The sequence below is a fragment of the uncultured Limosilactobacillus sp. genome (assembly GCF_934202705.1).
Classification (GTDB): domain Bacteria; phylum Bacillota; class Bacilli; order Lactobacillales; family Lactobacillaceae; genus Limosilactobacillus.
The window spans coordinates 1-21,013 of the sequence record NZ_CAKPYE010000013.1 but is presented as its reverse complement, the minus strand read 5'-3'; the positions used below and the strand labels follow the sequence as shown (position 1 = coordinate 21,013).

General features: G+C 37.9%; 20 protein-coding genes and 1 tRNA gene. 17 read left to right on the top strand and 4 right to left on the bottom strand.

The window, feature by feature from the left end:
- Nucleotides 1-14 precede the first annotated feature (14 nt).
- Together Q0C76_RS08205 and wecB are read left to right on the top strand one after the other, a co-directional pair.
- A tRNA-Arg gene (locus Q0C76_RS08205) sits at nt 15-87 on the top strand.
- Between the two features lie 119 nt (nt 88-206).
- Entirely contained in the window at nt 207-1,319 is a 1,113-nt protein-coding gene (gene wecB / locus Q0C76_RS08200; RefSeq protein ID WP_295731831.1) for a non-hydrolyzing UDP-N-acetylglucosamine 2-epimerase, read from the top strand.
- A gap of 34 nt (nt 1,320-1,353) precedes the next feature.
- On the opposite strand, the gene Q0C76_RS08195 is transcribed toward wecB, so the two are convergent.
- Entirely contained in the window at nt 1,354-1,791 is a 438-nt protein-coding gene (locus Q0C76_RS08195) for a GtrA family protein (protein WP_295731829.1), read from the bottom strand.
- Entirely contained in the window at nt 1,784-2,242 is a 459-nt protein-coding gene (locus tag Q0C76_RS08190) for a flavodoxin (RefSeq protein ID WP_295731883.1), read from the bottom strand. The genes Q0C76_RS08195 and Q0C76_RS08190 overlap by 8 nt, the downstream gene beginning before the upstream one ends.
- A gap of 112 nt (nt 2,243-2,354) precedes the next feature.
- Here Q0C76_RS08190 and map point away from each other — a divergent pair, with 112 nt between their 5' ends.
- From map to Q0C76_RS08170, 4 genes are all read left to right on the top strand, one after another.
- On the top strand, nt 2,355-3,215 hold the full coding sequence (map, locus tag Q0C76_RS08185) for a type I methionyl aminopeptidase (protein ID WP_295731827.1): 861 nt from the start codon (nt 2,355-2,357) through the stop codon (nt 3,213-3,215).
- A 135-nt stretch (nt 3,216-3,350) separates the two neighbouring features.
- Nucleotides 3,351-6,275 carry a BspA family leucine-rich repeat surface protein gene (locus Q0C76_RS08180; protein ID WP_295731825.1) on the top strand — a complete coding sequence of 975 codons (2,925 nt, stop codon included), beginning with the start codon at nt 3,351-3,353 and terminating at the stop codon, nt 6,273-6,275.
- A gap of 126 nt (nt 6,276-6,401) precedes the next feature.
- Complete coding sequence (locus Q0C76_RS08175; RefSeq protein WP_295731824.1) at nt 6,402-9,329, top strand: LTA synthase family protein; 2,928 nt, start codon at nt 6,402-6,404, stop codon at nt 9,327-9,329.
- A gap of 198 nt (nt 9,330-9,527) precedes the next feature.
- On the top strand, nt 9,528-10,427 hold the full coding sequence (locus Q0C76_RS08170; protein ID WP_295731821.1) for a YihY/virulence factor BrkB family protein: 900 nt from the start codon (nt 9,528-9,530) through the stop codon (nt 10,425-10,427).
- A gap of 33 nt (nt 10,428-10,460) precedes the next feature.
- On the opposite strand, the gene Q0C76_RS08165 is transcribed toward Q0C76_RS08170, so the two are convergent.
- Together Q0C76_RS08165 and Q0C76_RS08160 are read right to left on the bottom strand one after the other, a co-directional pair.
- On the bottom strand, nt 10,461-10,688 hold the full coding sequence (locus Q0C76_RS08165) for a DUF2922 domain-containing protein (protein ID WP_295731819.1): 228 nt from the start codon (nt 10,686-10,688) through the stop codon (nt 10,461-10,463).
- Nucleotides 10,689-10,702: 14 nt separating this feature from the next.
- A complete protein-coding gene (locus Q0C76_RS08160; RefSeq protein ID WP_295731817.1) occupies nt 10,703-10,909 on the bottom strand; it encodes a hypothetical protein in 207 nt (68 codons plus the stop codon).
- 98 nt (nt 10,910-11,007) lie between these two features.
- On the opposite strand from Q0C76_RS08160, the gene recX reads away from it, so the two are divergent.
- From recX to Q0C76_RS08105, 11 genes are all read left to right on the top strand, one after another.
- A complete protein-coding gene (gene recX, locus Q0C76_RS08155; RefSeq protein ID WP_295731815.1) occupies nt 11,008-11,799 on the top strand; it encodes a recombination regulator RecX in 792 nt (263 codons plus the stop codon).
- 86 nt (nt 11,800-11,885) lie between these two features.
- On the top strand, nt 11,886-12,539 hold the full coding sequence (locus tag Q0C76_RS08150; RefSeq protein ID WP_295731813.1) for a sugar transferase: 654 nt from the start codon (nt 11,886-11,888) through the stop codon (nt 12,537-12,539).
- A gap of 2 nt (nt 12,540-12,541) precedes the next feature.
- Nucleotides 12,542-13,498, top strand: coding sequence for a glycosyltransferase family 2 protein (locus tag Q0C76_RS08145; RefSeq protein ID WP_295731811.1), 957 nt, complete (start codon nt 12,542-12,544; stop codon nt 13,496-13,498).
- Between the two features lie 2 nt (nt 13,499-13,500).
- Complete coding sequence (locus Q0C76_RS08140; RefSeq protein WP_295731809.1) at nt 13,501-14,262, top strand: DUF4422 domain-containing protein; 762 nt, start codon at nt 13,501-13,503, stop codon at nt 14,260-14,262.
- A 50-nt stretch (nt 14,263-14,312) separates the two neighbouring features.
- The gene (locus Q0C76_RS08135) at nt 14,313-15,524 is read left to right on the top strand and encodes a polymerase (protein WP_295731881.1); all 1,212 of its coding nucleotides are present in this window, start codon (nt 14,313-14,315) and stop codon (nt 15,522-15,524) included.
- The gene (locus tag Q0C76_RS08130) at nt 15,503-16,117 is read left to right on the top strand and encodes a YveK family protein (RefSeq protein WP_295731807.1); all 615 of its coding nucleotides are present in this window, start codon (nt 15,503-15,505) and stop codon (nt 16,115-16,117) included. Before Q0C76_RS08135 ends, Q0C76_RS08130 begins: the two co-directional genes overlap by 22 nt.
- A 133-nt stretch (nt 16,118-16,250) precedes the next feature.
- Nucleotides 16,251-17,267 carry a galactofuranosyltransferase gene (locus tag Q0C76_RS08125; RefSeq protein ID WP_295731805.1) on the top strand — a complete coding sequence of 339 codons (1,017 nt, stop codon included), beginning with the start codon at nt 16,251-16,253 and terminating at the stop codon, nt 17,265-17,267.
- Nucleotides 17,268-17,276: 9 nt separating this feature from the next.
- Entirely contained in the window at nt 17,277-18,143 is an 867-nt protein-coding gene (locus tag Q0C76_RS08120) for a beta-1,6-N-acetylglucosaminyltransferase (protein WP_295731803.1), read from the top strand.
- An 86-nt stretch (nt 18,144-18,229) separates the two neighbouring features.
- On the top strand, nt 18,230-19,348 hold the full coding sequence (gene glf, locus Q0C76_RS08115; protein ID WP_295731801.1) for a UDP-galactopyranose mutase: 1,119 nt from the start codon (nt 18,230-18,232) through the stop codon (nt 19,346-19,348).
- Nucleotides 19,349-19,354: 6 nt separating this feature from the next.
- Nucleotides 19,355-20,773: a flippase gene (locus Q0C76_RS08110; RefSeq protein WP_295731799.1), complete on the top strand. Its 1,419-nt coding sequence runs from the start codon at nt 19,355-19,357 to the stop codon at nt 20,771-20,773.
- Nucleotides 20,774-20,921: 148 nt separating this feature from the next.
- Nucleotides 20,922-21,013: KxYKxGKxW signal peptide domain-containing protein (locus tag Q0C76_RS08105; RefSeq protein WP_295731879.1), on the top strand; the 92-nt coding region annotated here is incomplete at its 3' end.

Here is a 21,013-nt window from a genome sequence, read left to right as displayed (position 1 = left end):
AATTTCCCTTGTTTGGTCCCATAGTATAACTGGATAGTACATCCGCCTCCTAAGCGGTCGATTCCGGTTCGAGTCCGGATGGGACCATTAATAAGGCACTTCCTTGGGAAGTGCCTTTTGGTGTTTGATGGGCGAGGTAGTTTTATCAACTAATTCGCGGTACAATAAAACATGAAATTTTTTATTAAGGGTGAGGAGGTGACAACATGGCTCAATTACGGATTATGATTTTATTCGGCACCCGGGCCGAAGTGATTAAAATGGCGCCGATTATTAAGTTAATGCAGCAGGATCCGGAAACGTTTGCGCCAATTATTGTTGTTGCTTCTAAGCAGTACCAACAGCTACACCAAGCAATGCGGTTCTTTGGTATTGATTCCGATTTTGATTTAAACGTTAAATCGAGCAGTGAGATTGGGATGCTCGAACAATTGAGCCAGTTGTTGCACAATTTTCAGACGGTAATCAGTGCGGCCCAACCTGACATGCTGATGGTCCTTGGTGATACGATTACGACACTAGCTGCGAGTCTCAGCGCCTTTTACAATCGTTTGCCAGTTGCCCATGTGGAAGCCGGATTACGGACGTACGATAAAATGAATCCGTTCCCAGATGAGATGCAGCGGCACTTGACAGACACGTTGAGCGATGTCTTTTTTGCCCCCACTGAGCAGGCACGGGAAAACTTATTGAATGAACAGATTGCGGATGAACGGATTTTTGTAACGGGGAATACGATTATTGATACCGTTACCCAGTACTATGATGATCATTATCAAAGTCAACTGTTAGCTTCGCTGCCTGATGATCACGAATTTATTTTGCTCACGATGGGGCGGATTGAAAACACTGGATTACCGATGGAACGGGTCTTCCGCACAATGCGGGATGTCATCGAAACCAACCCTAATTTGGAACTTATTTGTCCAGTGGCAACTGATTCGGCCGCTTTTGGGGTTGCTACCAAGATTTTATCGAACCGCGACCGCATTCATGTGATGCCCCTAATGGATTTGGGGGACTTTTTAAACACCGCCGCCCGGAGTAAGTTTATTTTGACCGATTCTGCCGGGACGGTTGAAGAGGCTTCGGTGTTCCACAAGCCAGTCCTATTGTTAAGGCAAAATACGGAACGAACGGAAGCGATTAAGGCGGGGACCGCCAAAATTGTTGGGACTGACCCCACCAGTATTCAGCAAGCGGTCTTTGCCTTATTAAATGATAAAAAGTTCTACAATCAGATGACATCTGGCGGTCAGTTGTTTGGTGATGGCCACGCGGCGGATCAAATTGTGAAGATTATTAAGCGTGAGTTTTAAAAATAAGGAGTTGGCGCAATCAAGCGTCAACTCCTTATTTATCTTCAATTTTTTCGTTACTCTTAAAGATCAGCCATTTTGAAAAAATGTAATTGGCGATCACCACGACCACGTTGTCTAATGTCTTAGCAATTAACTGTTCTAATGGCGCCCGCATACCGAGCACACTCAATGCTAACCACATGAATGCCATGTCCATTAGCAATGTGACACCACGGTAGAAAAAGAACTCGACGATTTCAATCCAAAAGGCTTTCCAGGTGGTGTATGGCGAACCAAAGACCCACACCTTGTTCGTGAAAAAGGCAACCAGGACGGATAAAAACCACGCAATCACGGTCGCCACTTCGTAATTCCAGTGCAGACCGGTACTCAGCCATTGATAGGAAGCAATATTGACGATGGTGGTAACCACGCCCCAGAAGAGGTAGGCTACGACCTGCTTATACTTATCCCAGAGCTCTTTAATCATGGTTGTTCTCCGCCTGTTGGACTAATTGATCTACAAATTGATCCAAAGTCTTGATATCGTCCTCATCGGGTGCAAGGTTAATGTGGACATTGTCAGCTCCTTTAGTCGCACCAGCCGCTGCAAAGGCCTTGCCAAATTCATCCACCGCCACACAGAAGTCATCTGCGTAGGCCGTATCGCCAGAACCAGCGACCCCGTAAATTTTGCCCTTTAAATCAGCTTCCTGCAGATCGTCAAAGAAGTCGAGCCCTTCGTCAGGCAGTGCGCCTTCATCATAAGTGTAGGGACAGATCACACAGATATCCGCATCTTCAAAGTCGGCGACGTCCGCCATGGTCATTTCATTTTCATCGACTTCGACGCCATGACTTTCGAGGGCATCGGTAACGATGTCGGCGACATCTTCATTATTTCCAGTAATGGTGGCAAACACAACAACTGCTTTCATTATGAATTCCTCCGTTTAATTAAATGCAAGGGCTAGTATATCACAAAAGCGGTTCGTTGCGGATAGTGCTATACTAAATACTGAGATTTTAATAATTAAGGAAGTAAGTTGAAATATGATTAGTCTAAAGTCACCCCGAGAAATTCGGGCGATGGAAGTTGCTGGTGCCGCCCTTGCTGGTATGCATATCGGTTTGCAAAAGATTGTACGTCCCGGAATTTCATCCTGGGTTATTGAAGAGTTTGCGCGGAAGTATTTTAAAGCGGCCGGCGCCAAAGCCGAACAAATTGGTTTTGAAGGTTACAAGTACGCAACCTGTGTCAGTGTCAATGATGAAATTTGTCACGGTTTTCCGCGGAAAAAACTCATTTTAAAAGATGGCGACTTGGTGAAGATTGATACCGTTGTTAGTGTGGATGGTGCCTTTTCTGATTCTTGCTGGTCATACGCTGTGGGACAAGTGAAGCCAGAAATTAAGAAGTTGATGGATGTCACTAAGAAGGCCCTCTACATGGGGATTGATCAGTGTGTACCAGGTAACCGGATTGGTGATATTGGCGCAGTGATCCAGCACTATACTGAAGACGAAAATGGCTATGGTGACGTTCGCGAATTCGTCGGTCACGGGATCCAGCCCACCATGCATGAAGATCCAATGGTGCCGCACTATGGTGAACATGGCCAAGGGGTTCGTCTCCGGAAGGGCATGACGATCACGGTTGAACCGATGATCAACACTGGTACCTGGGAAGCCGATACCAGTGATCCAGATGGCTGGTTGGCGAAGACTGCCGATGGTGGCTGGTCTTGCCAATACGAACACACGTTAGTGATTACCGATGATGGCCCGAAGATTTTAACTTCCCAGGATCCAGAAGCGGATGCTAAGTACATGTATGATGATGAATATGCGAAGGACTTGGCACACTACTCAGCGATTGCTTTGCGAGTCGCCAAGCCATTTGAAGAAAAATAAACATCAAACAAGTTCCGCAAAATTATTTGCGGAACTTTTTCGTAACTCAAAGTCCGCTGATCCGTTGGATTAAGCGAGCGTTAAAATGAATGATAGTATTTAGTTGGTAGTAATAATGAATCGAGGAGAGCAATCGTGGTTTCGAAAAATAATCGGGAAATGATTCAACGACATGGTGGTCAGAATGAACCTAAGTATGCATTACGACGGCTGAGTATTGGGGTCGCGTCAGTTTTGCTGGGGACAACTGTGTTCATGGCTGGTAGTCACCAAGTTGCCCATGCTGATACGCAAACTGAAGGTGATCAGGAAACGACGCCGTTAACGACTAAGCAGTCAGCAACACCTCAAGATCAGACTCAGGATGCTAATCAAGTGACCCTGTGTCCGGCAACCACTTCAGCACCAAAGTTGACTCATTCAACGAACCAACAGCCATTGCGTGATCAATTGACAACGGTTCAACCACAGACGCAGTCAGCGACACCGGCAGCGACTAACCGTGCCAACCAAAGCGTTGATCTAACGAAGTGGCAATATGAGTCCACGGATAATGGGATTAATTTAACTGGGTACACCGGTGATACCACGCAGATTGTGATTCCTAACAATGTTGATTTCCAACAGGCGGGGAAGTTAACTAATGGTCAAACCGTACAGATTACTAAGGACGTCATTGCGCGGTTGCTCGGGGCTAATCCAACTACCTTAGCCGTTTCAACCACGGGTGATGGTAAAGTCATTGCAAGTGGCAGTGACTGGAGTGGTGCCTTTAGCAAGCAATACGTTTATGAAAATGGGACGATAGCACCGAATAAGCTAACGACACTAGATTTAGCTAATTTAGACACAAGTCAAATTACGAACATGCATGACATGTTTAGCGGGTATCCGCATCAAGCGTTACAGACGATTACCGGGTTAGATCACTGGGATGTGAGTCACGTTACTGATATGTCGAACCTGTTTAATGGTGATGATGCTTTGCAAAATGTTGATGATCTGACGAACTGGAACGTTAGTCAGGTAACGAACATGAGCCAAATGTTTGATCATACGGCAATGTCATCGGTTGGTAACCTCACTAACTGGCAAGTGGACAAAGTTACTAATATGGCTGATATGTTTGCTAACACTAAATTACAGTCTGTAGGTTTATTAAATAATTGGCAAGTTAATCAGGTTGCCGATATGTCAGGAATGTTTTTACATTCTGCAATTACTGCCATTGGTAATTTAGCCCGTTGGCAGGTTGGTAACGTGCAAGACATGTCACGAATGTTTGAAGGATCAGCTTTACAAGATTTAGATTTGACGAGTTGGAACGTTAGTCAGGTCCGAGATTTTTCATACATGTTCTTCCAGTCAGCATTGAACAAGATTGGTGCTTTGACGCACTGGAACGTTGCCAAGGCCACTAATTTGACGTTTATGTTTGCCCAAACGCAGTTGCCTGATATTGGAAATTTAGATCAGTGGCAAGTTGGTAAGGTTACCGATATGGGCGCCATGTTTAGTAATTCTCAAATGACGAATGTTGGGAAGCTTGCTGACTGGGATGTTGCCAAAGTGACAAAAATGGATGCCATGTTTGATGCTAGTGCACTGACCAATCTGGACCTCAGCAAGTGGAATGTCGCTAGCGTCACCACGATGGCCAACATGTTCTACAATAGCCAGTTGACTAATTTGGGAGACTTGAGTAATTGGAACGTGGCCAATGTTACGAACTTTTCATCAATGTTTGGGCAATCCCAGTTACCATCAATTAATATTTCAAATTGGGACTTTGGGAAGGCTGTACACACTACGGAGCCGCTCCAAGGGGTGGCCAAGATGTTCGCTAATAATCAAGTTCCGCAAGTAATTATTGCGAATAATTTAAAGAATGTGCCAACCACATTTAACGTTGCAGACTTTAATTCAGCTCATCAACCGCACAGCAGTCACCTGGTTGTGATTACTAATAACGCTACTTTACTTGGCTTAAAGGATCGGCAGATTCCTAACCAATTAACGTATCAAGATCAGCAACAAACGGTTGGTACGGACGATGCGCCGACCTTTTATCAATCAAACGGTTCGGCTGATGCGCATGCAATTGTTTTGAAACAGATCCAAGATCAAGCGGCTGCCTTTTTGAAGAATCATTCAGCATACAATGGCTACACAATCGCTAATGAAGCTCAGCTATCACCGGTTGAGTTGGCCAACGCCAAGCTTCAATTAACCAAGGCACCCCAAAAGGTTCGAGTACTCGGTTACGATGATGTGACTAAGCAAGCCATTCCAAAGGCGAATGCCGACAGTGATGATCAGAAACTGGATAGTACCATTAAGCAGTTAATTAATGATTTGAAAGCTCGCCACTATGTTTTTGCTAACAAAGTGACGATTGGTGAAAATGGTGAAAACTACCCGTTTGAATTGTTAATGGTTACTATAGATGGTCAGACACAAGTACCAACTTATTATGTCCACTTTACTCATGCTACGAAGAAGTCAACGGAAATCAAGACCGTTAAACAGAGCATTCACTACGTGTTTGCTGATGGTCAAACAGCAGCCCCTGACCATACTCAGGCCGTGACGTTCACGCGGACCAACACGACGGACTTAGTAACGGGCGTGACAACGGATGGCACATGGTCGCATGGTGGCAATTACACCTTTGCTGTGGTAACTAGCCCGGCAATTGCGGGTTATATGCCAAGCCAAAGTGAAATTGCTAGCCAGGCAGTCACACCAACGAATGCTGATATTGTGGCAAAAGTGGTTTACACTAAGAACCATCCAGCAACACCAGACAAGCCAACACCAGAGCAACCAAAGCCTGGGCAACCTGGTCATCAACCATTGCCTGGTGGCCATGATCAACCCCAGACGCCGGTCAACCATGAACAGTTATTAACGAGTGCTAATACGACGACTGCCCGTCAGCAAGCTACCAAGACTAAGCAATTACCACAAACGGGAACTGATCACGGTGAAGCAATGATCGCACTTGGTTTAGTAACGTTGATGAGCCTACTTGGACTTGGTTGTAAGAAGCGGGCATAAAGAGCTTATTCTTAGTTGCGTCAGCAGTAAGAGAATGGTATATTATTTTTAGATCATACCTCCACACCAAAGGAGTTACCTTGAGGTAATTACCGAACGTGGAGGTTTTTATTTTGGAGAATTTCAATGAAGAGAAGAAAACTTTTACCAATTTATTATTGTGAACTAATATTGCTGATTTTAAATTCATGGTTATGGAATACTCAGCTTCCACTGGTTAACTATGCGATGAACGATGGCAAGATGATGTTGATTCAGGTAATTCATGTCATTTTGAATGTTGGAATGATCACTGTGTTGCTCAGATTAGGGCGCTCGTTTATTCAACAAAGGGTGTCCATTAAAATCTTACTTAATAGTTGGCTGTTAGTGATAATCCTGGGAATCGGAGAATTGATAATTCAACTATTATGGAAAAACGAATTTCAATTTCCTGACTTAGTTAATAGTCTTTTTCCACTCTCAAGGAATGTTATTCCTGTGGTGATGGGAATCATTCTATCAAGGAATCTTGTACCATATTTTAAGCTCTTGAAAAAACGGAGCCAGATCAAAATTGGACTAATTTTATTAGGTGGATTATTTTCTACGACCCTTTTCAATGCTAATTTATGGGGATTCAATGGTGCTTACAATTTGGGGTTGACGTTAATTTTTGTGTCGATGGGAGCATTATTTAGTGAGTTTCAATTGCCAATTACCCAAAGAAAATTAAAAATTGCTATAGGGGGGGTACTGCTTCTTGATTTAGTTTTGGCGGCAGTAATGCCCAAAATCTCTGTTTCAATTCATAACGATTTTTCGACCGCGATGCGCTTTGCAAATCCAACAAATGTGCTGACAGTGATTATCGCATTAGGATTTTATTATTTAATGAGGTATCGGTTCACATCACAGATGGCAGATTTAGCTGCGGTTGCGGTTGCTTTAGCTACCTACCCAACATTGATGAACTTGTTTATTTCCTCAATTATGGGACATTTCAATCAGAGTATGATTCGCTATACTGTGATTCTAATGTGCTCGGTAATTTTATTGCCAATAAGTTATTGTTGTTTACGATTTTTAAGGCTGGTTGCTAAATCAAGTGTGTACTTACAGTGTCGTTTACAGATTGATAATCTAAACAACTTTAGTGATGTTAAACAATTATTAGCTAATCACTGGAAACGATTTGGTCATGAGTATCTTGCCGTTGGCTTTTTATATTTATTGTCTTTAGTTTCTTTATTGGCGATGGATAATAGTCTGAAATTAACTCCCAACGTTAATTACACCTACAATACATTTATTTATACTTTCTGTAATAAACAGTCGGTAATTATTTTAACGACCTTGTTAATTTGGCTGATGTTTAAGTTCTGCCAATCTTTAACAAATAGTTTTTGGTGGGGAATCGGAATTACCACAACGATTAATGTAATTTGGGTAATTGCTAATCGAATCAAAATTGGCGCAAGAAATGAACCGATTATGCCATCGGAAATGATGATGTATCAGGCTTATGGCAGTATTTTAAAAATGGTAAATCCCTGGTTACTATTTGGTGCATTAGTAGTGATCGTTCTGATTGGTTTTGTTATTTGGTGGCTGAACAAAAATGTGCAATTTGCAAAATTATCTGCAAAAGCACGAATAGTTTACGTGATCCTAGCGCTTCTGGCGTATAGTAGTGCCATTTTTTGGAATCATCAGGGTTCACCAATTCAGACGTTTGTTCAAGGGATGGGCTTTGAATCATATCCGTTTAATCAATTAAGCGGTGCGCGAGTGAATGGTCCTTTAGTGCAATTTATGAGTAATATTGATGTGAAGGTCATGGATAAACCAGCGGGATATTCCAAGAAAACGATGCAGAATATCGCTAAAAAGTATCGATTAACAGCTCAACACATTAATCAAAGCCGCCAAAATAATTTATCAAAACAAACCATTATTTTAAATTTAAGCGAAAGTTTCGCCAATCCTAATCGGGTTCCTGGCGTGCACTTGAAACATAACCCAATGCCATACATCACTTCATTAAAAAAACAAACCACTAGTGGTTTAATGGTCAGTTCTGGTTATGGTGGTGGAACAGCAAATATGGAATATATGTCACTAACTGGGTTAACATTAGCCAACTTCACACCAACATTAGCAACACCTTTTACGCAGTTAGTCCCATTTGCCAAGCAAGCTTGGTCAATTAATCGGTTGTTTAAGGACTCGACAGCCATTCATCCATATGTGGGTTCTTTTTATAGTCGACCAACAGTTTATCGAAAATTTGGTTTTGACCGCTTTATGTACTTAGGGAGTCGTTATAAGATTCGCCATCAAAAGAAGATTGACAGAAGCCCATATTTATCAGATGAGACTTCATACGAGAATGTGGAAGAGCAATTAAAACGGCATCAAAGCTCTCAGTTTATCAGTATTGTCACAATGCAAAATCACTTTCCTTATACCGAGCACTTTTATGATGGTGCAAAGAAATATCAAGCAACGATTCATGGCTCTGAAACTGATAGTGATACGGTTGCTCAATACGCCATGGGAGTTCATTACACTGACCAAGCGGTAAAACAATTTATTAAACAAATTAATCGTGAGCAACGACCAATTACTGTAATTTTCTATGGTGACCATTTGCCGGGAATTTATAAAAATGATATGAATCGTGATGGATTAAAATTACATGAGACTGATTACTTTATCTATTCTAATCTAGCAGCTCGCCAACGCGGAGCTAAGCAATTTATTAGCCATGCCAAGATTGTTTCACCAAACGATTTCATTGCGATGTTGGCCGAACAGACGAATTCAAAGGTTACACCATATATCGCTTTGTTGACGAGAGTTTACCAAGATTTACCGGCGGTATCGCTTAAGACGAATAATGCAGATACAAATGGTTATCATTCGGCACCACAATTTACGAATGAGCAGGGTAAAGTTGTATCAAAGGAACACTTTACTAAGGCGCAAAAAGAATTATGGCATGATTATTTGCTAGTGCAATATGACATGACCGCAGGACACCATTATTTAGGAAATAACTTTTTGAAATAGGAATTAATTTAAAATGTTGTATAGAAGTCTTCTTTGAAACATCTTTTAAGAGCTTAAATCGGATTGCTTGTATAATCCTTAATTGCAGTGGTTATTTTTATGCAATGATAAATTATAAGAATAGATAAAAGATCAAATTTAAAAAAAGATGCGTTCATGATAAAATGAACGCATCTTTAACTTTATGAAGGGACAAATATGGAGCAGGAACAAGGCAAATTTAAACAATTTCTGGCGGTCTTCTTCCACCACTTTCAGATGGCGCAGGTATCCTCCTCGGCCGCTGTTTTAGCGTACTATTCGCTCTTGTCCATATTCCCAGCAATCTTGGTAGTAGGGAACCTACTGCCGATGATTGGGATGGATGCTAATACGGTGTTGGGTTATCTGCAAAGTGCGGTCCCCGAGTCCGTGTTCGCATTTATAAAACCGATTGTATATGATTTTTTGCGCCATGGGAGCGGTGGAATCCTAACGACCGGGGCGATTATTGCCTTATGGTCGACCAGTCAAGGAATCGCAGCCTTCCAACGGAGCGTTAACCACGCGTACGGGGTAGCGGAGAACCAAAACCCAATTATTAACCGGACGGTGTCCTTTATTTGGATGTTAGTGGTAATTTTGATCCTCTTTTTAATGGCTTTGACCTATGGGATTGGTGAAGACCTGTTACAGAATCTACAACCAATCTTCCATTTTAATACGTCGTATATTCGGACGTTTGCCCAGTTAAAATGGCCAGTAACGTTCTTCAGCTTATTTATTGCGTTAACCCTGCTATATTATTTTGTTCCTAATGCCCGAGTTCGGCTTCGCTATGTTTTGGTAGGGGCAGTGATTGTGGCACTATTATGGATGGGACTTTCACGGGTCTTCTCCCTATATGCCCAATTACTGAACCATCGGGTCACGTCTTATAAAACGATTGGGGCCTTTATCGCGATGATGATTTGGCTGGATTTTTCCGGAATGTTGGTAATGATCGGGGCGACGATCAATGCGACCTTACAGGAGGAACATGAAGGGGAGATTGAGGAACGCCGTCGTCTGATGGAATGGATTCGTAATCCGCGTCAACAGCAAAATTTACGTAAATAAAAAGCCGGGATTCGTTGGATCCCGACTTTTGGTTTAGGCCTGTGCAGTGGAGAAAATGACTTCATCAGTGGTCGTGGTGTACTTAGCACCGACCACCTTTAGGTAGAGTAGATCATCATCTTTTTGGAAAAGCTGACTTTGCACAATTTTGTCCATGGCCTGACGGACAGTTTGTTCATCCAGTTGATCATTTGCGTAGTTTAACTTTAAAACATGACCCTTACTCAAACTACCCTTAAAAGATAAACTTAATGTTTTCATAGTTGTTGTCCTCCTTAGTTGTTAGCAAGTGTTTCAGCGTTAGTGAGCGTAATGGTTTGAATAGTTTCACCAGTTAGCAGGGTGATGCCTTCCAAGAAGCCAGTAATTTGCTCATCAGATGGGTTGGGGCAGATATTATTAAATGTCCGCATCATCCCGTCAGGATGCCGTTCACTGGTAACTTTAATTTGCAACTTGTTCGCCTTAAATTGATGTTTCATGATAAAAACTCCTAATTGATATTTTAGTAAGGGTGATCACGACTTACACTTCTTAATAACGGTTGATCAGATAAAAAGTACACGGAGAAATTTAAAAAATGCAAAAAATTACGAAAATCGAAGCTCAAAAGCGGAAGGGACGTTACAATGTCTACCTCGATGGTCAATATGCGTTTCCCGTGGCGGAGAGTGTCTTAATTAAGTATCGCTTGATGAAGGGAATGGAGTTAGAACAGTCACAAATCGCACAGATCACGACTGATGATGAGATTGCCAAAGCGTACGGGCGGATGTTGGATTATCTTTCCCATCAGTTGCGAACGGAAAAAGAAGTCATTCAGAAACTAAGGGAAATCGAAACCCCGGATGAGTATGTTGAGCCGATTCTGCAAAAATTGCGTGGAGAACGACTGGTGGATGACCACAACTATGCGATGAGTTATGTACGGACGGTGATGCGGACTGAACTGAAGGGGCCCAATGTAATTCGCCAGAAGCTGCGGTTAAAGGGTGTTGGAGAATTAGAGATCGATGCTGCTTTGGAGCAGTTCACGGATGAGAAGCAGCTTGGAAATGCAGCGAAGCTGGCCCAAAAATTATATAAACGCTATCGGCGACAGCCGATCCGACGGCAAGAAGAGAAAGTTCGTCAGGGACTGATGACGAATGGCTATCGGCCAGACTTTTTTAATCAAATTAAAGAAGCGGTGGAACCGGAGGCGGATGAAGAGCAGCAAAATGAATTGCTGGATCGTCAAGCCCAAAAATTAATACGTCGCTATCAAAAATACCAAGGATATGAACGTCAAATGAAGCTCAAACAAGCATTGTACCGGAAAGGCTTTGATCTTGATGAAATTGACCATTGGATTACAGAACATTTAAATTAAATCAAAAGGGCTTTTTCAATTGTAGATTTGCTGGTATTATAGGATAGATATTAATTGTTAATTACATTAAAGAGATATAATAAATTATGGAAAAAGAAAAGATTTATATTGATGAAAATAAGTTGAATCATCAGTATGGATACCGGATTATCAAGCGACTATTTGGAATTATTGCATCTAGTATTGCAGTTGTTGTTCTTAGTCCACTTTTATTAATATTGGCTATCTGCATTAAGATTGATGATTCACAGGGCCGTGTTTTCTATACTCAAAATAGGGTAGGAAAAGATGGTAAAATTTTTAAAATGATAAAGTTTCGGTCTATGGTATCAAATGCTGATGAATTGTTGGTAAAATTACGTGATCAAAATGATGTTGATGGTGCGATGTTTAAGATGAAAAATGATCCGCGCATTACTAAGATTGGACATTTTATTCGTAAATATAGTTTAGATGAATTGCCGCAGTTATTTAATGTAATAAAAGGAGATATGAGTCTCGTAGGACCTAGGCCTCCATTACCAAGTGAGGTGGCTGAATATACAGAATATGATAAGCAACGTCTAATGGTTACCCCGGGAGCTACTGGGTTGTGGCAAGTTGGTGGCAGAAATGATGTTGATTTTGATACAATGGTTCAGCTAGACCTTGAATATATTCAGCATCGTTCAGTTTGGCTTGATCTAAAGATAATGTTCAAAACTGTAGAGATTATGATTAGACCAAATGGAGCATATTAATTATGAATAATCCTGAGATTAGTATTATTGTTCCCGTTTATAATGTTCAGGACAGACTTGAAAAATGTATTAATAGTTTACTTGAACAAACCTTTACTAACATTGAGATCATACTTGTTAATGATGGTTCTACCGACAATTCTCTGTATATCTGCAAAAAATATTTTGAAATGGACGGTAGGATAAAACTCATATCGCAAAAAAACCAAGGCTTATCAAAGGCAAGAAATACAGGTATTGAAAATGCCACTGCAGATTTATTAATGTTTGTTGATAGTGATGATTACGTAGGAGAGAACTTTTGTAAAGATGCCATTTACAATATGAACCACTACGATTCAGACATGGTTTTTTTTGGATATACCAGAATTGAAAATGAAAAAATAAGTAAATTACTTACATATGGTCAAAAAGATCGAAAGCTTTCTAAAGATGAAGTTTTTAGTAATTTATATACGGATAGCTATGCTTGGAATAAGTTATATAAAAAAAGTTTATTCAATACTGTTAATTATCCTGTTGGCAAAAACTACGAAGATTTAAGTACCACATATCGCCTAGTGGAAAATACTAATTCAATTTCATATTGTGCGAAAGCAAACTACAATTATGTTGCATCAGATAGTAGTATCGTAAGCAAAATGGATTCGAAAAACATTTCGGATCAATTTGGCGCTATTCTAGGACTATCAGATTTTTTAAAAAATAATTATTTAAACATATATAATGATAATATTAACGAATTAATTAAGTTTGCTCTCAGATACTGTACGTATTGTGATAGTAACTATAATATTCACTATCACAAACGTGCGTACGATATCTTAAAGAGAACGATAGTACCTCAAAATTTAGACTTATCTCATAAAGTGATTTTACTAATGTATAAATTTTCGGCACCGCTCACGGAAAAACTTTTATTATTAAAACGATGGTATAGAAATAGAAGAGGAGATTGATTGTGAAGGCAAAAATTTTAGTAGCAGCTCATAAAAATTATAAGATGCCTAAGGATGATATTTATTTACCAGTCTTTGTTGGAAAGGCTCTCCATCCAGATGTTAATCATTCTTTTCAAGGGGATAATGAAGGTATTAATATTTCTGAAAAAAACGCTACATATAACGAACTAACTGCTATTTATTGGGGATGGAAAAATCTAAACTTAGATGCAATGGGACTTGTACATTATCGTCGTTATTTAAGCTTAAACCATAAAAAAAGTTTGGAAGATGTTTTGTCAACCAAACAGGTTCAGGGCCTGCTAAACAACTATGATATTATTCTTCCTCAAAAACGTCGTTACTATATTGAAACTAATGAGTCACACTATTTACATGCTCATGAGCGGGAGCCTTTTTATGTGATGAAATCCATAATTAAAACAGATTACCCTGCATATTCTAAATCTTGGGATAGAGTAATGAAAAGAACTTGGGCGCATATGTTTAATATGTTCATAATGAAGAAACAACCATTAGATGAGTATTGTTCTTGGATGTTTGAGGTTTTGAATAAGGTTGAAAAGCAAACTGATATTTCACATTATAGTCAATATGAAAAAAGAGTTTATGGATTTCTAAGTGAATTATTGCTAGATGTATGGCTTGATAAGAATCAAAAATATTCAACAAAAGAGGTAAAGTATGTATTTATGGAGCATACGAATTGGCTGATTAAAGGTGGTAATTTCTTAAAACGTAAGATAATAGGTCATGCTTAGTTTGAGTAAATATTAATACTATGAAAGGAAGACGTACGCTTGTGAGCACAATGCAAAATCCTAAAATGAGTATGCATAATTCTCCTATTTCTGGGATTAAAATATACTTCTTAGCATTTACTATTTATTTTTTTCCAACTTTTTTAATACAAACAACTTTTAGCACGGATGCTAATTCTCATTTCTTGAGGCTCATATCTTATCTTTCTATTCCATTATTACTATATAAGATATTTGTTATTGATAGATGGAGAAAAAGAGAGCTAATAGCAATTATTCTTATTATGCTAGCAAGCATAATAACTTGGCGAACTGCTCATATTAGTGATTATCTTTTCCTATTTCCACTAATTTTTGGAGCAAAAAACATATATTTTAAAGATATTGTTAAATGGTATTTGTATTTTAATACTGTTTTCATGTTATCTATAATGGGAATATCTCTATTAAAAATTATTCCTAATTTGATATATTATTCGGATCATCGACCAACTAGATATGCTTTGGGAATGGTTTTTCCATCTAATATAGCGGCATTTTTTCTTTTTATGGCTTTAGCGTATTGTTATGTAAGGTTTAATCGTTTGAATTTATGGGATTATCTTGGCATTTTTATTATTGGTTGCGTTGGTATGAAGTTGACAAATACTAGATTAGACTTTCTAGCCACTGTTTTGATAATACCGATAATGATTATTGCCCAACGAGCGTATCGTGGTAAAACGTTATCCAGATATTTAGGATCATTTTTTTGGATGGCTATTCCTGTTACAGCTTGGGTAGTAATTGTTGGATCCTATTTTTATGATAAACAGAACTATTTCCTTAAAAAGCTAAATGATTTAAGTTCGGGAAGATTGATATTAGGTCATGATGCTTTTCAACGTTATAAGCCAAACTTGTTTGGAAGGTCTATTACTGAATACTCATATGCTGGTGTGAAGGGGCATAAGTATGCAAGCGAGGTTGGTTCAATCTCTCATAATTACTTTTATATTGATTCGTCATATTTACGTATGTTATTACTATGGGGCACTATATCTTTCATAATAATAATTCTTTGTTTAACTGCAATTGCATTGAAATCAACTATTCAGAGGACTTATGTTCTGTCAGCTATCATTTTAATAATCTCGTTAAGTTTAATGTTTGAACCGCATGTAATACAGCTTATATACAATCCATTCCTATTATCTTTATTCTCAATTGATAATTATGTAATAAAAAAGGAGCCGTACGAATGGCTAATAAATTTAAATTAAAAGATGTCTACAAAATCGTTATTAAAAATTGTTTGGTAATTTTAGTTTTTTCAGTGATTTTTGGGATTTTAGGGTATTTATATGCCCAACATAAGCAAAGCACCGTGTATGAAACTACGCAAAACTTAATTATTAACCATAGTTATACTGGAGAGTCTGCTAATGAAGAACTTCAATCTGATATGAGTTTAACCAAAACTTATGCCAAAGTTATTGAAAGTAATGATGTTACCAAAAAAGCAAAATCATATCTTCCTAAAAACCTTAAAAAAAAGTATAACGATAAAGATATTGCATCAATGACTAGTGTGCGTGTGATACCAGAAACAACAATGATAAAGATCTCTGCTAAGTCTCCTTCTGCTAGAACGTCAGCTAAGTTAACCAATGCACTTGCCAAAGCTGCAGAAAAAGAGGTTCCTAACAAAATACCATCTGGATCATTGAAGTCTGTATCAAATAGTAGTAAACAGGATGCCGAATCTATTACATCTCCTTCGCGTAAGAAGTATGCAGCCCTTGGGTTAGCAGTTGGATTTCTTTTTGGAATGGTAGTGTCGTTCTCAATTACTACTTGGACTAAATTAATTTAATAATTGATTTAAAATAGTGAGTCAGTATAAATTTATACTGGCTCATTATTGTTAAAAAATGTCAATAATAAGAATTGGTATTATTAAACGTAGTATGATAGTGTTGTTTAAAATTTGGAAGGGAAAATCCGCGATGACAAAAATGTTATTTACAGTTGAAGAATATGATGGTGCAAATAATGCTGGACCAAAGGCCAAAGAAGATATTGAACAAATTTTAAAAAATAGGAAATTTAAAATAGTTTCGCAACAAATTAATATTCATTCAAAGATTTCTAAATTAAGCGCTTACTTATTTACGATTCCGCGAATGTTTCCTAAAAATCAATTTGTTGATGAGTTATATTTTCAGTATCCAACTTATTCAAGTTTTTTGATGAAAAAACTTATTAAAAAACTTAAACAGCATTGTGCAAAATTAATCTTTATTATTCATGACATTGAATCACTCAGAATATTTGTGAATAATAAGGATTACTGGTATTCAGAAAAACAACTTCTAAATCAAGCCGATGGTTTAATCGTACATAATGATCAGATGAAAAAATGGTTATTGGATAATGGGGTTAATGTTCCAATGATATCACTAGAAATTTTTGATTATTTAAGTACATTTCAGCCTAAATTAGATTTTTCATTTACCAAGTCGGTTTGTTTTGCCGGAAATTTAAGTAAAGCTAAATTTTTAGACAAATTAGCACTAAAAAACATCTCGCTAACTGTTTATGGACCTAATGCTGCGGATAATTATAAAAATGGTGTTAAGTATGAGGGACAATATTCCCCCAATGATTTACCTAACTATTTAACACAAGATTTTGGGCTGGTTTGGGATGGAACAAGTATAATAACTTGTGATGGTAAATTTGGTAATTATATGAAATATAATAATCCACATAAGGTATCACTATATTTGAGTTGTGGAATTCCGGTGGTTATCTGGAAAAAAGCTGCATTAGCAAATTTTATTGTTAATAATAACCTTGGAATTGCTGTTGAAAGCCTAGGGGAAATGGACGAAGCAATTGCAAAGATGGAAGAGAACGATTATAAGCGTTATAAACGTAATGCTTTAGAGATTTCAAAAAAACTTAGAATGGGTTATTATACCCAAAAAGCAGTTAATAGCATACAAGAAGAATTACATTAGGAGATAAAAATGCAAGCGGTTCTTATTTTGGCTCATAAAAATCTCAAGCAAGTTGTTGAATTATCTAAAAAACTAACACCTTACTTTAATGTGTATTTGCACATTGATAAAAAGGCGTCCATAAATCCCAGCCTATTAAACGAATTAGATAGTATGCATGTTAATTACTTTTCAAAATATAATGTAAAATGGGGAAGTTATAACATTGTTCTATCTACTGTTTTTTTAATGAAAAAAGCGCTTAAAAATAAACAAAATACTTATTTTCATCTTATATCTGGTCAAGACTGGCCGATGAAGGACCCTAGAAAGATTTTTAATGATTTTAATGATGATAATAAAATATATATGAACTATTTCAAAGCTGATGATAAGGTTAAGGCCGGGGAAAGGTTAATTTGGTGGGTTAAGTATTATTTTAATTATAATCAAGTGAATAGAAGATCTTTATTTGGTAAGATTTACCATCGTATAATTTTAAATACTCAGAGAGTTATTGGAATCGATAAGTTTAAAAGGTATCATATGGAGAGTAGTAATATTTATGCAGGAGAGGAATGGGTTGATATTCCACGTGATGCTTTAACCTATGCAATTAAAATCTTTGATAGTGATACTAATCTAAAAAAAATATTTGAAACTAGCTTTTGTTCTGATGAAATGTGGTTGCAAACAATTCTTTGCAATTCATCTTTTAAAGAACGGATTGATAAAAATATCCACCGATATATTAACTGGACAGAAAAAAATGGTAGCTATCCTGCAATTCTGGATGTTAATGATTATCAAGCGATTAAAAGAGGACAATACTGGTGGGGTCGAAAAATCTCGATGCCCATATCTAAAGGGTTAATAGATAAACTTGACAGATGCTAGAGTATATCAAAAAGATATATTCTTTTTTATCTAAATTATTTTTGTTAAAATCAAATAATAGTACTGCCTAAATAAGGAGAAAAATTTTGGAAAAATATGATTATTTAGTAGTTGGTGCCGGATTATTTGGTGCCACGTTTGCATATGAAGCTGCCCAGCGTGGCAAGCGTGTTAAAGTGATTGAGAAACGTGATCACATTGCTGGTAATATCTATACCAAAGAAATCGATGGCATTCAGGTTCACCAATATGGTGCCCATATTTTCCATACGTCAAACAAAAAAGTATGGGATTACGTTAATCAGTTTGCTGATTTTAACCGTTATACGAATACGCCAGTGGCTAACTACAAAGGTGAGATGTACAATCTGCCATTTAATATGAACACTTTTAATAAGATGTGGGGTGTACGGACGCCAAAAGAAGCCATGGCAAAAATTAATGAACAACGCCAAGAAATGTCAGAAAAAGACCCACAAAATCTTGAAGAACAAGCAATCTCTTTGATTGGCCGTGACATTTATGAAAAGCTCATTAAGGGCTATACGGAAAAACAGTGGGGACGGAAAGCTACTGAACTGCCAGCATTTATTATTCGACGTCTTCCGGTTCGCCTTACCTATGATAACAATTACTTCAATGATGATTACCAAGGAATTCCAATTGGTGGTTATACCCAAGTTGTTGCGAAAATGTTAGATAATGAATTAATTGATGTTGAAACTGGGGTGGACTTCTTCGATCAGAAGGATGAATACCTGAAAAACTATCCAAAGATTGTCTTTACCGGAATGATTGATCAATTCTTTAATTATCAATTAGGAGAATTAGAATACCGGAGCCTTCATTTTGAAACCGAAGAAATAAATGAGGATAATTACCAAGGAAATGCGGTTATCAATTATACGGATGCCGAGACGCCATTCACTCGAATTATCGAGCATAAGCATTTTGAATTTGGTAAGGGTGATAAAGGTAAGACGATTATTACTCGTGAATATCCAGCAGACTGGCACCGTGGTGATGAACCATACTACCCAGTTAATAATTCAAAGAATAATGGTTTGTACAAGAAGTATACCGAATTAGCCCAAAATAAAGCAGGTAATGTGATTTTTGGCGGTCGGTTAGGTCAATACCGTTACTACAATATGGATCAAGTTATTGCAGCTGCATTGAAAACTGTCGAGAAGGAGTTCGATTAGTTAACTATGAAAGTAATCAAGAACTATTTGTATAATGCTGGTTACCAGATTCTATTAATGTTGGCGCCACTCTTAACAACGCCATATGTTGCGCGGGTTTTGGGCCCGCATGAATCTGGTATTAATTCCTATACAAATGCTTGGGTTACGGTATTTTATCTAATTGGACAAATGGGAATTACCTTATATGGTAATCGTGAAGTTGCATATAATCGTGACAACAAATATGAAAGGTCTAGGACTTTTTGGGGAGTGGAATCTCTTCAATTAATAACAATTGCTTTATCATTAATAGCATACTTAACTGCGGTTTTTCTTTTCAGTACAACCTTTCAAAAGTTTTATTTATTACAAACTTTTTGGATTATAGCTGCAGGTGTAGATGTCTCTTGGTATTTTATGGGTATGGAGGACTTTAAAAAGACTGTTACACGGAACACAATTGTTAAATTAGTATCGATTGCTTTAATCTTTGTGCTTGTTCGAACAGAGGCTGATTTGTGGAAGTACATTTTACTTTTAGGATTGGCCCAAGTTGGTGGTAACGTAACCCTTTGGCCCTATTTAAAAAATAGTATTCAATGGGTAAACCCTAAAGAATGGCACCCATTTAGTCACTTCTATCCATCATTACTTTTGTTTATTCCAACAATTACAACCCAAATATATTTATTTGTAAACCGAGTAATGCTCGGTAAAATAGGGCAGCCTTCTGCTTTAGGTCAGTTTGACTATGCTGATAAAATTGTGAAATTAGTTTTGGCAGTTGTCACAGCAACTGGTACGGTAATGCTACCGCATGTTGCCAACAAATTTGCAAATGGTGATGTTAAAGGGGTAAGGGAGAGTCTATATAATTCATTTGATTTTGTTACTTCTTTGGCTGTTCCAATGATGTTTGGAATTATGGCGGTTTCAGCGAAGTTTGCCCCCTGGTTTCTTGGAAGTAAATATTCGCAAACTGGGCAAATTATCTTTTTGGAAGCACCGGTTATAGTACTGATTGCATGGAGTAATGTGACTGGTACCCAGTATTTAATGCCAGTTAATAGGGTTAATGAATTCACTATTTCAGTATCTGTTGGAGCTGCCGTTAATGTGATTGCTAACTTTATTTTAATTTTCCCATATTCATCAAATGGTGCAGCCATTGCTACAGTTATTTCTGAGTTTTCTGTGACAGCGATGCAGTTATGGTTAATAAGAACAACCATTAAAAGAAGAAAGTTATTTAATAACATTTGGAAATATTTTGTTAGCGGGTTAATAATGTATTTTGTGGTCTTGCGATTAAGTCAGATTATGCACATGAATCTAGTAAACTTGTGTGTTCAAGTTATTATTGGAGCGTTGGTTTATTTTATAGGTATTTATACTTTAAAGGCAACGATTATTAAACAGGCAAAAAACTATTTACAGAAGTAATTTACAATTATTACTGTGAGATTTCACTAATTACTTTTGGCTAACATTCGATAAAATCCAAGATTAATATTTTTATTGGTGCTATACTGCATCTAGAGTTTAATGAAATTAATAAATAAAAAACTAAGGAAGGTTGAATGTTTTTAACATGGAAGTACGTAAGCACTACAAGATGTATAAAAAAGGTAAGACCTGGTGTTATATGGCCTTAGCGACGATTGCAGCCGCCACCGGCATGGC

Coding starts and splice junctions, on each gene's coding strand:
- wecB (WP_295731831.1), top strand. CDS start 207: ATGGCTCAATTACGGATTATGATTTTATTCGGCACCCGGGCCGAAGTG.
- Q0C76_RS08195 (WP_295731829.1), bottom strand. CDS start 1,791: ATGATTAAAGAGCTCTGGGATAAGTATAAGCAGGTCGTAGCCTACCTC.
- map (WP_295731827.1), top strand. CDS start 2,355: ATGATTAGTCTAAAGTCACCCCGAGAAATTCGGGCGATGGAAGTTGCT.
- Q0C76_RS08175 (WP_295731824.1), top strand. CDS start 6,402: ATGAAGAGAAGAAAACTTTTACCAATTTATTATTGTGAACTAATATTG.
- Q0C76_RS08170 (WP_295731821.1), top strand. CDS start 9,528: ATGGAGCAGGAACAAGGCAAATTTAAACAATTTCTGGCGGTCTTCTTC.
- Q0C76_RS08165 (WP_295731819.1), bottom strand. CDS start 10,688: ATGAAAACATTAAGTTTATCTTTTAAGGGTAGTTTGAGTAAGGGTCAT.
- Q0C76_RS08160 (WP_295731817.1), bottom strand. CDS start 10,909: ATGAAACATCAATTTAAGGCGAACAAGTTGCAAATTAAAGTTACCAGT.
- recX (WP_295731815.1), top strand. CDS start 11,008: ATGCAAAAAATTACGAAAATCGAAGCTCAAAAGCGGAAGGGACGTTAC.
- Q0C76_RS08150 (WP_295731813.1), top strand. CDS start 11,886: ATGGAAAAAGAAAAGATTTATATTGATGAAAATAAGTTGAATCATCAG.
- Q0C76_RS08145 (WP_295731811.1), top strand. CDS start 12,542: ATGAATAATCCTGAGATTAGTATTATTGTTCCCGTTTATAATGTTCAG.
- Q0C76_RS08135 (WP_295731881.1), top strand. CDS start 14,313: ATGCAAAATCCTAAAATGAGTATGCATAATTCTCCTATTTCTGGGATT.
- Q0C76_RS08130 (WP_295731807.1), top strand. CDS start 15,503: ATGGCTAATAAATTTAAATTAAAAGATGTCTACAAAATCGTTATTAAA.
- Q0C76_RS08125 (WP_295731805.1), top strand. CDS start 16,251: ATGACAAAAATGTTATTTACAGTTGAAGAATATGATGGTGCAAATAAT.
- Q0C76_RS08120 (WP_295731803.1), top strand. CDS start 17,277: ATGCAAGCGGTTCTTATTTTGGCTCATAAAAATCTCAAGCAAGTTGTT.
- Q0C76_RS08110 (WP_295731799.1), top strand. CDS start 19,355: ATGAAAGTAATCAAGAACTATTTGTATAATGCTGGTTACCAGATTCTA.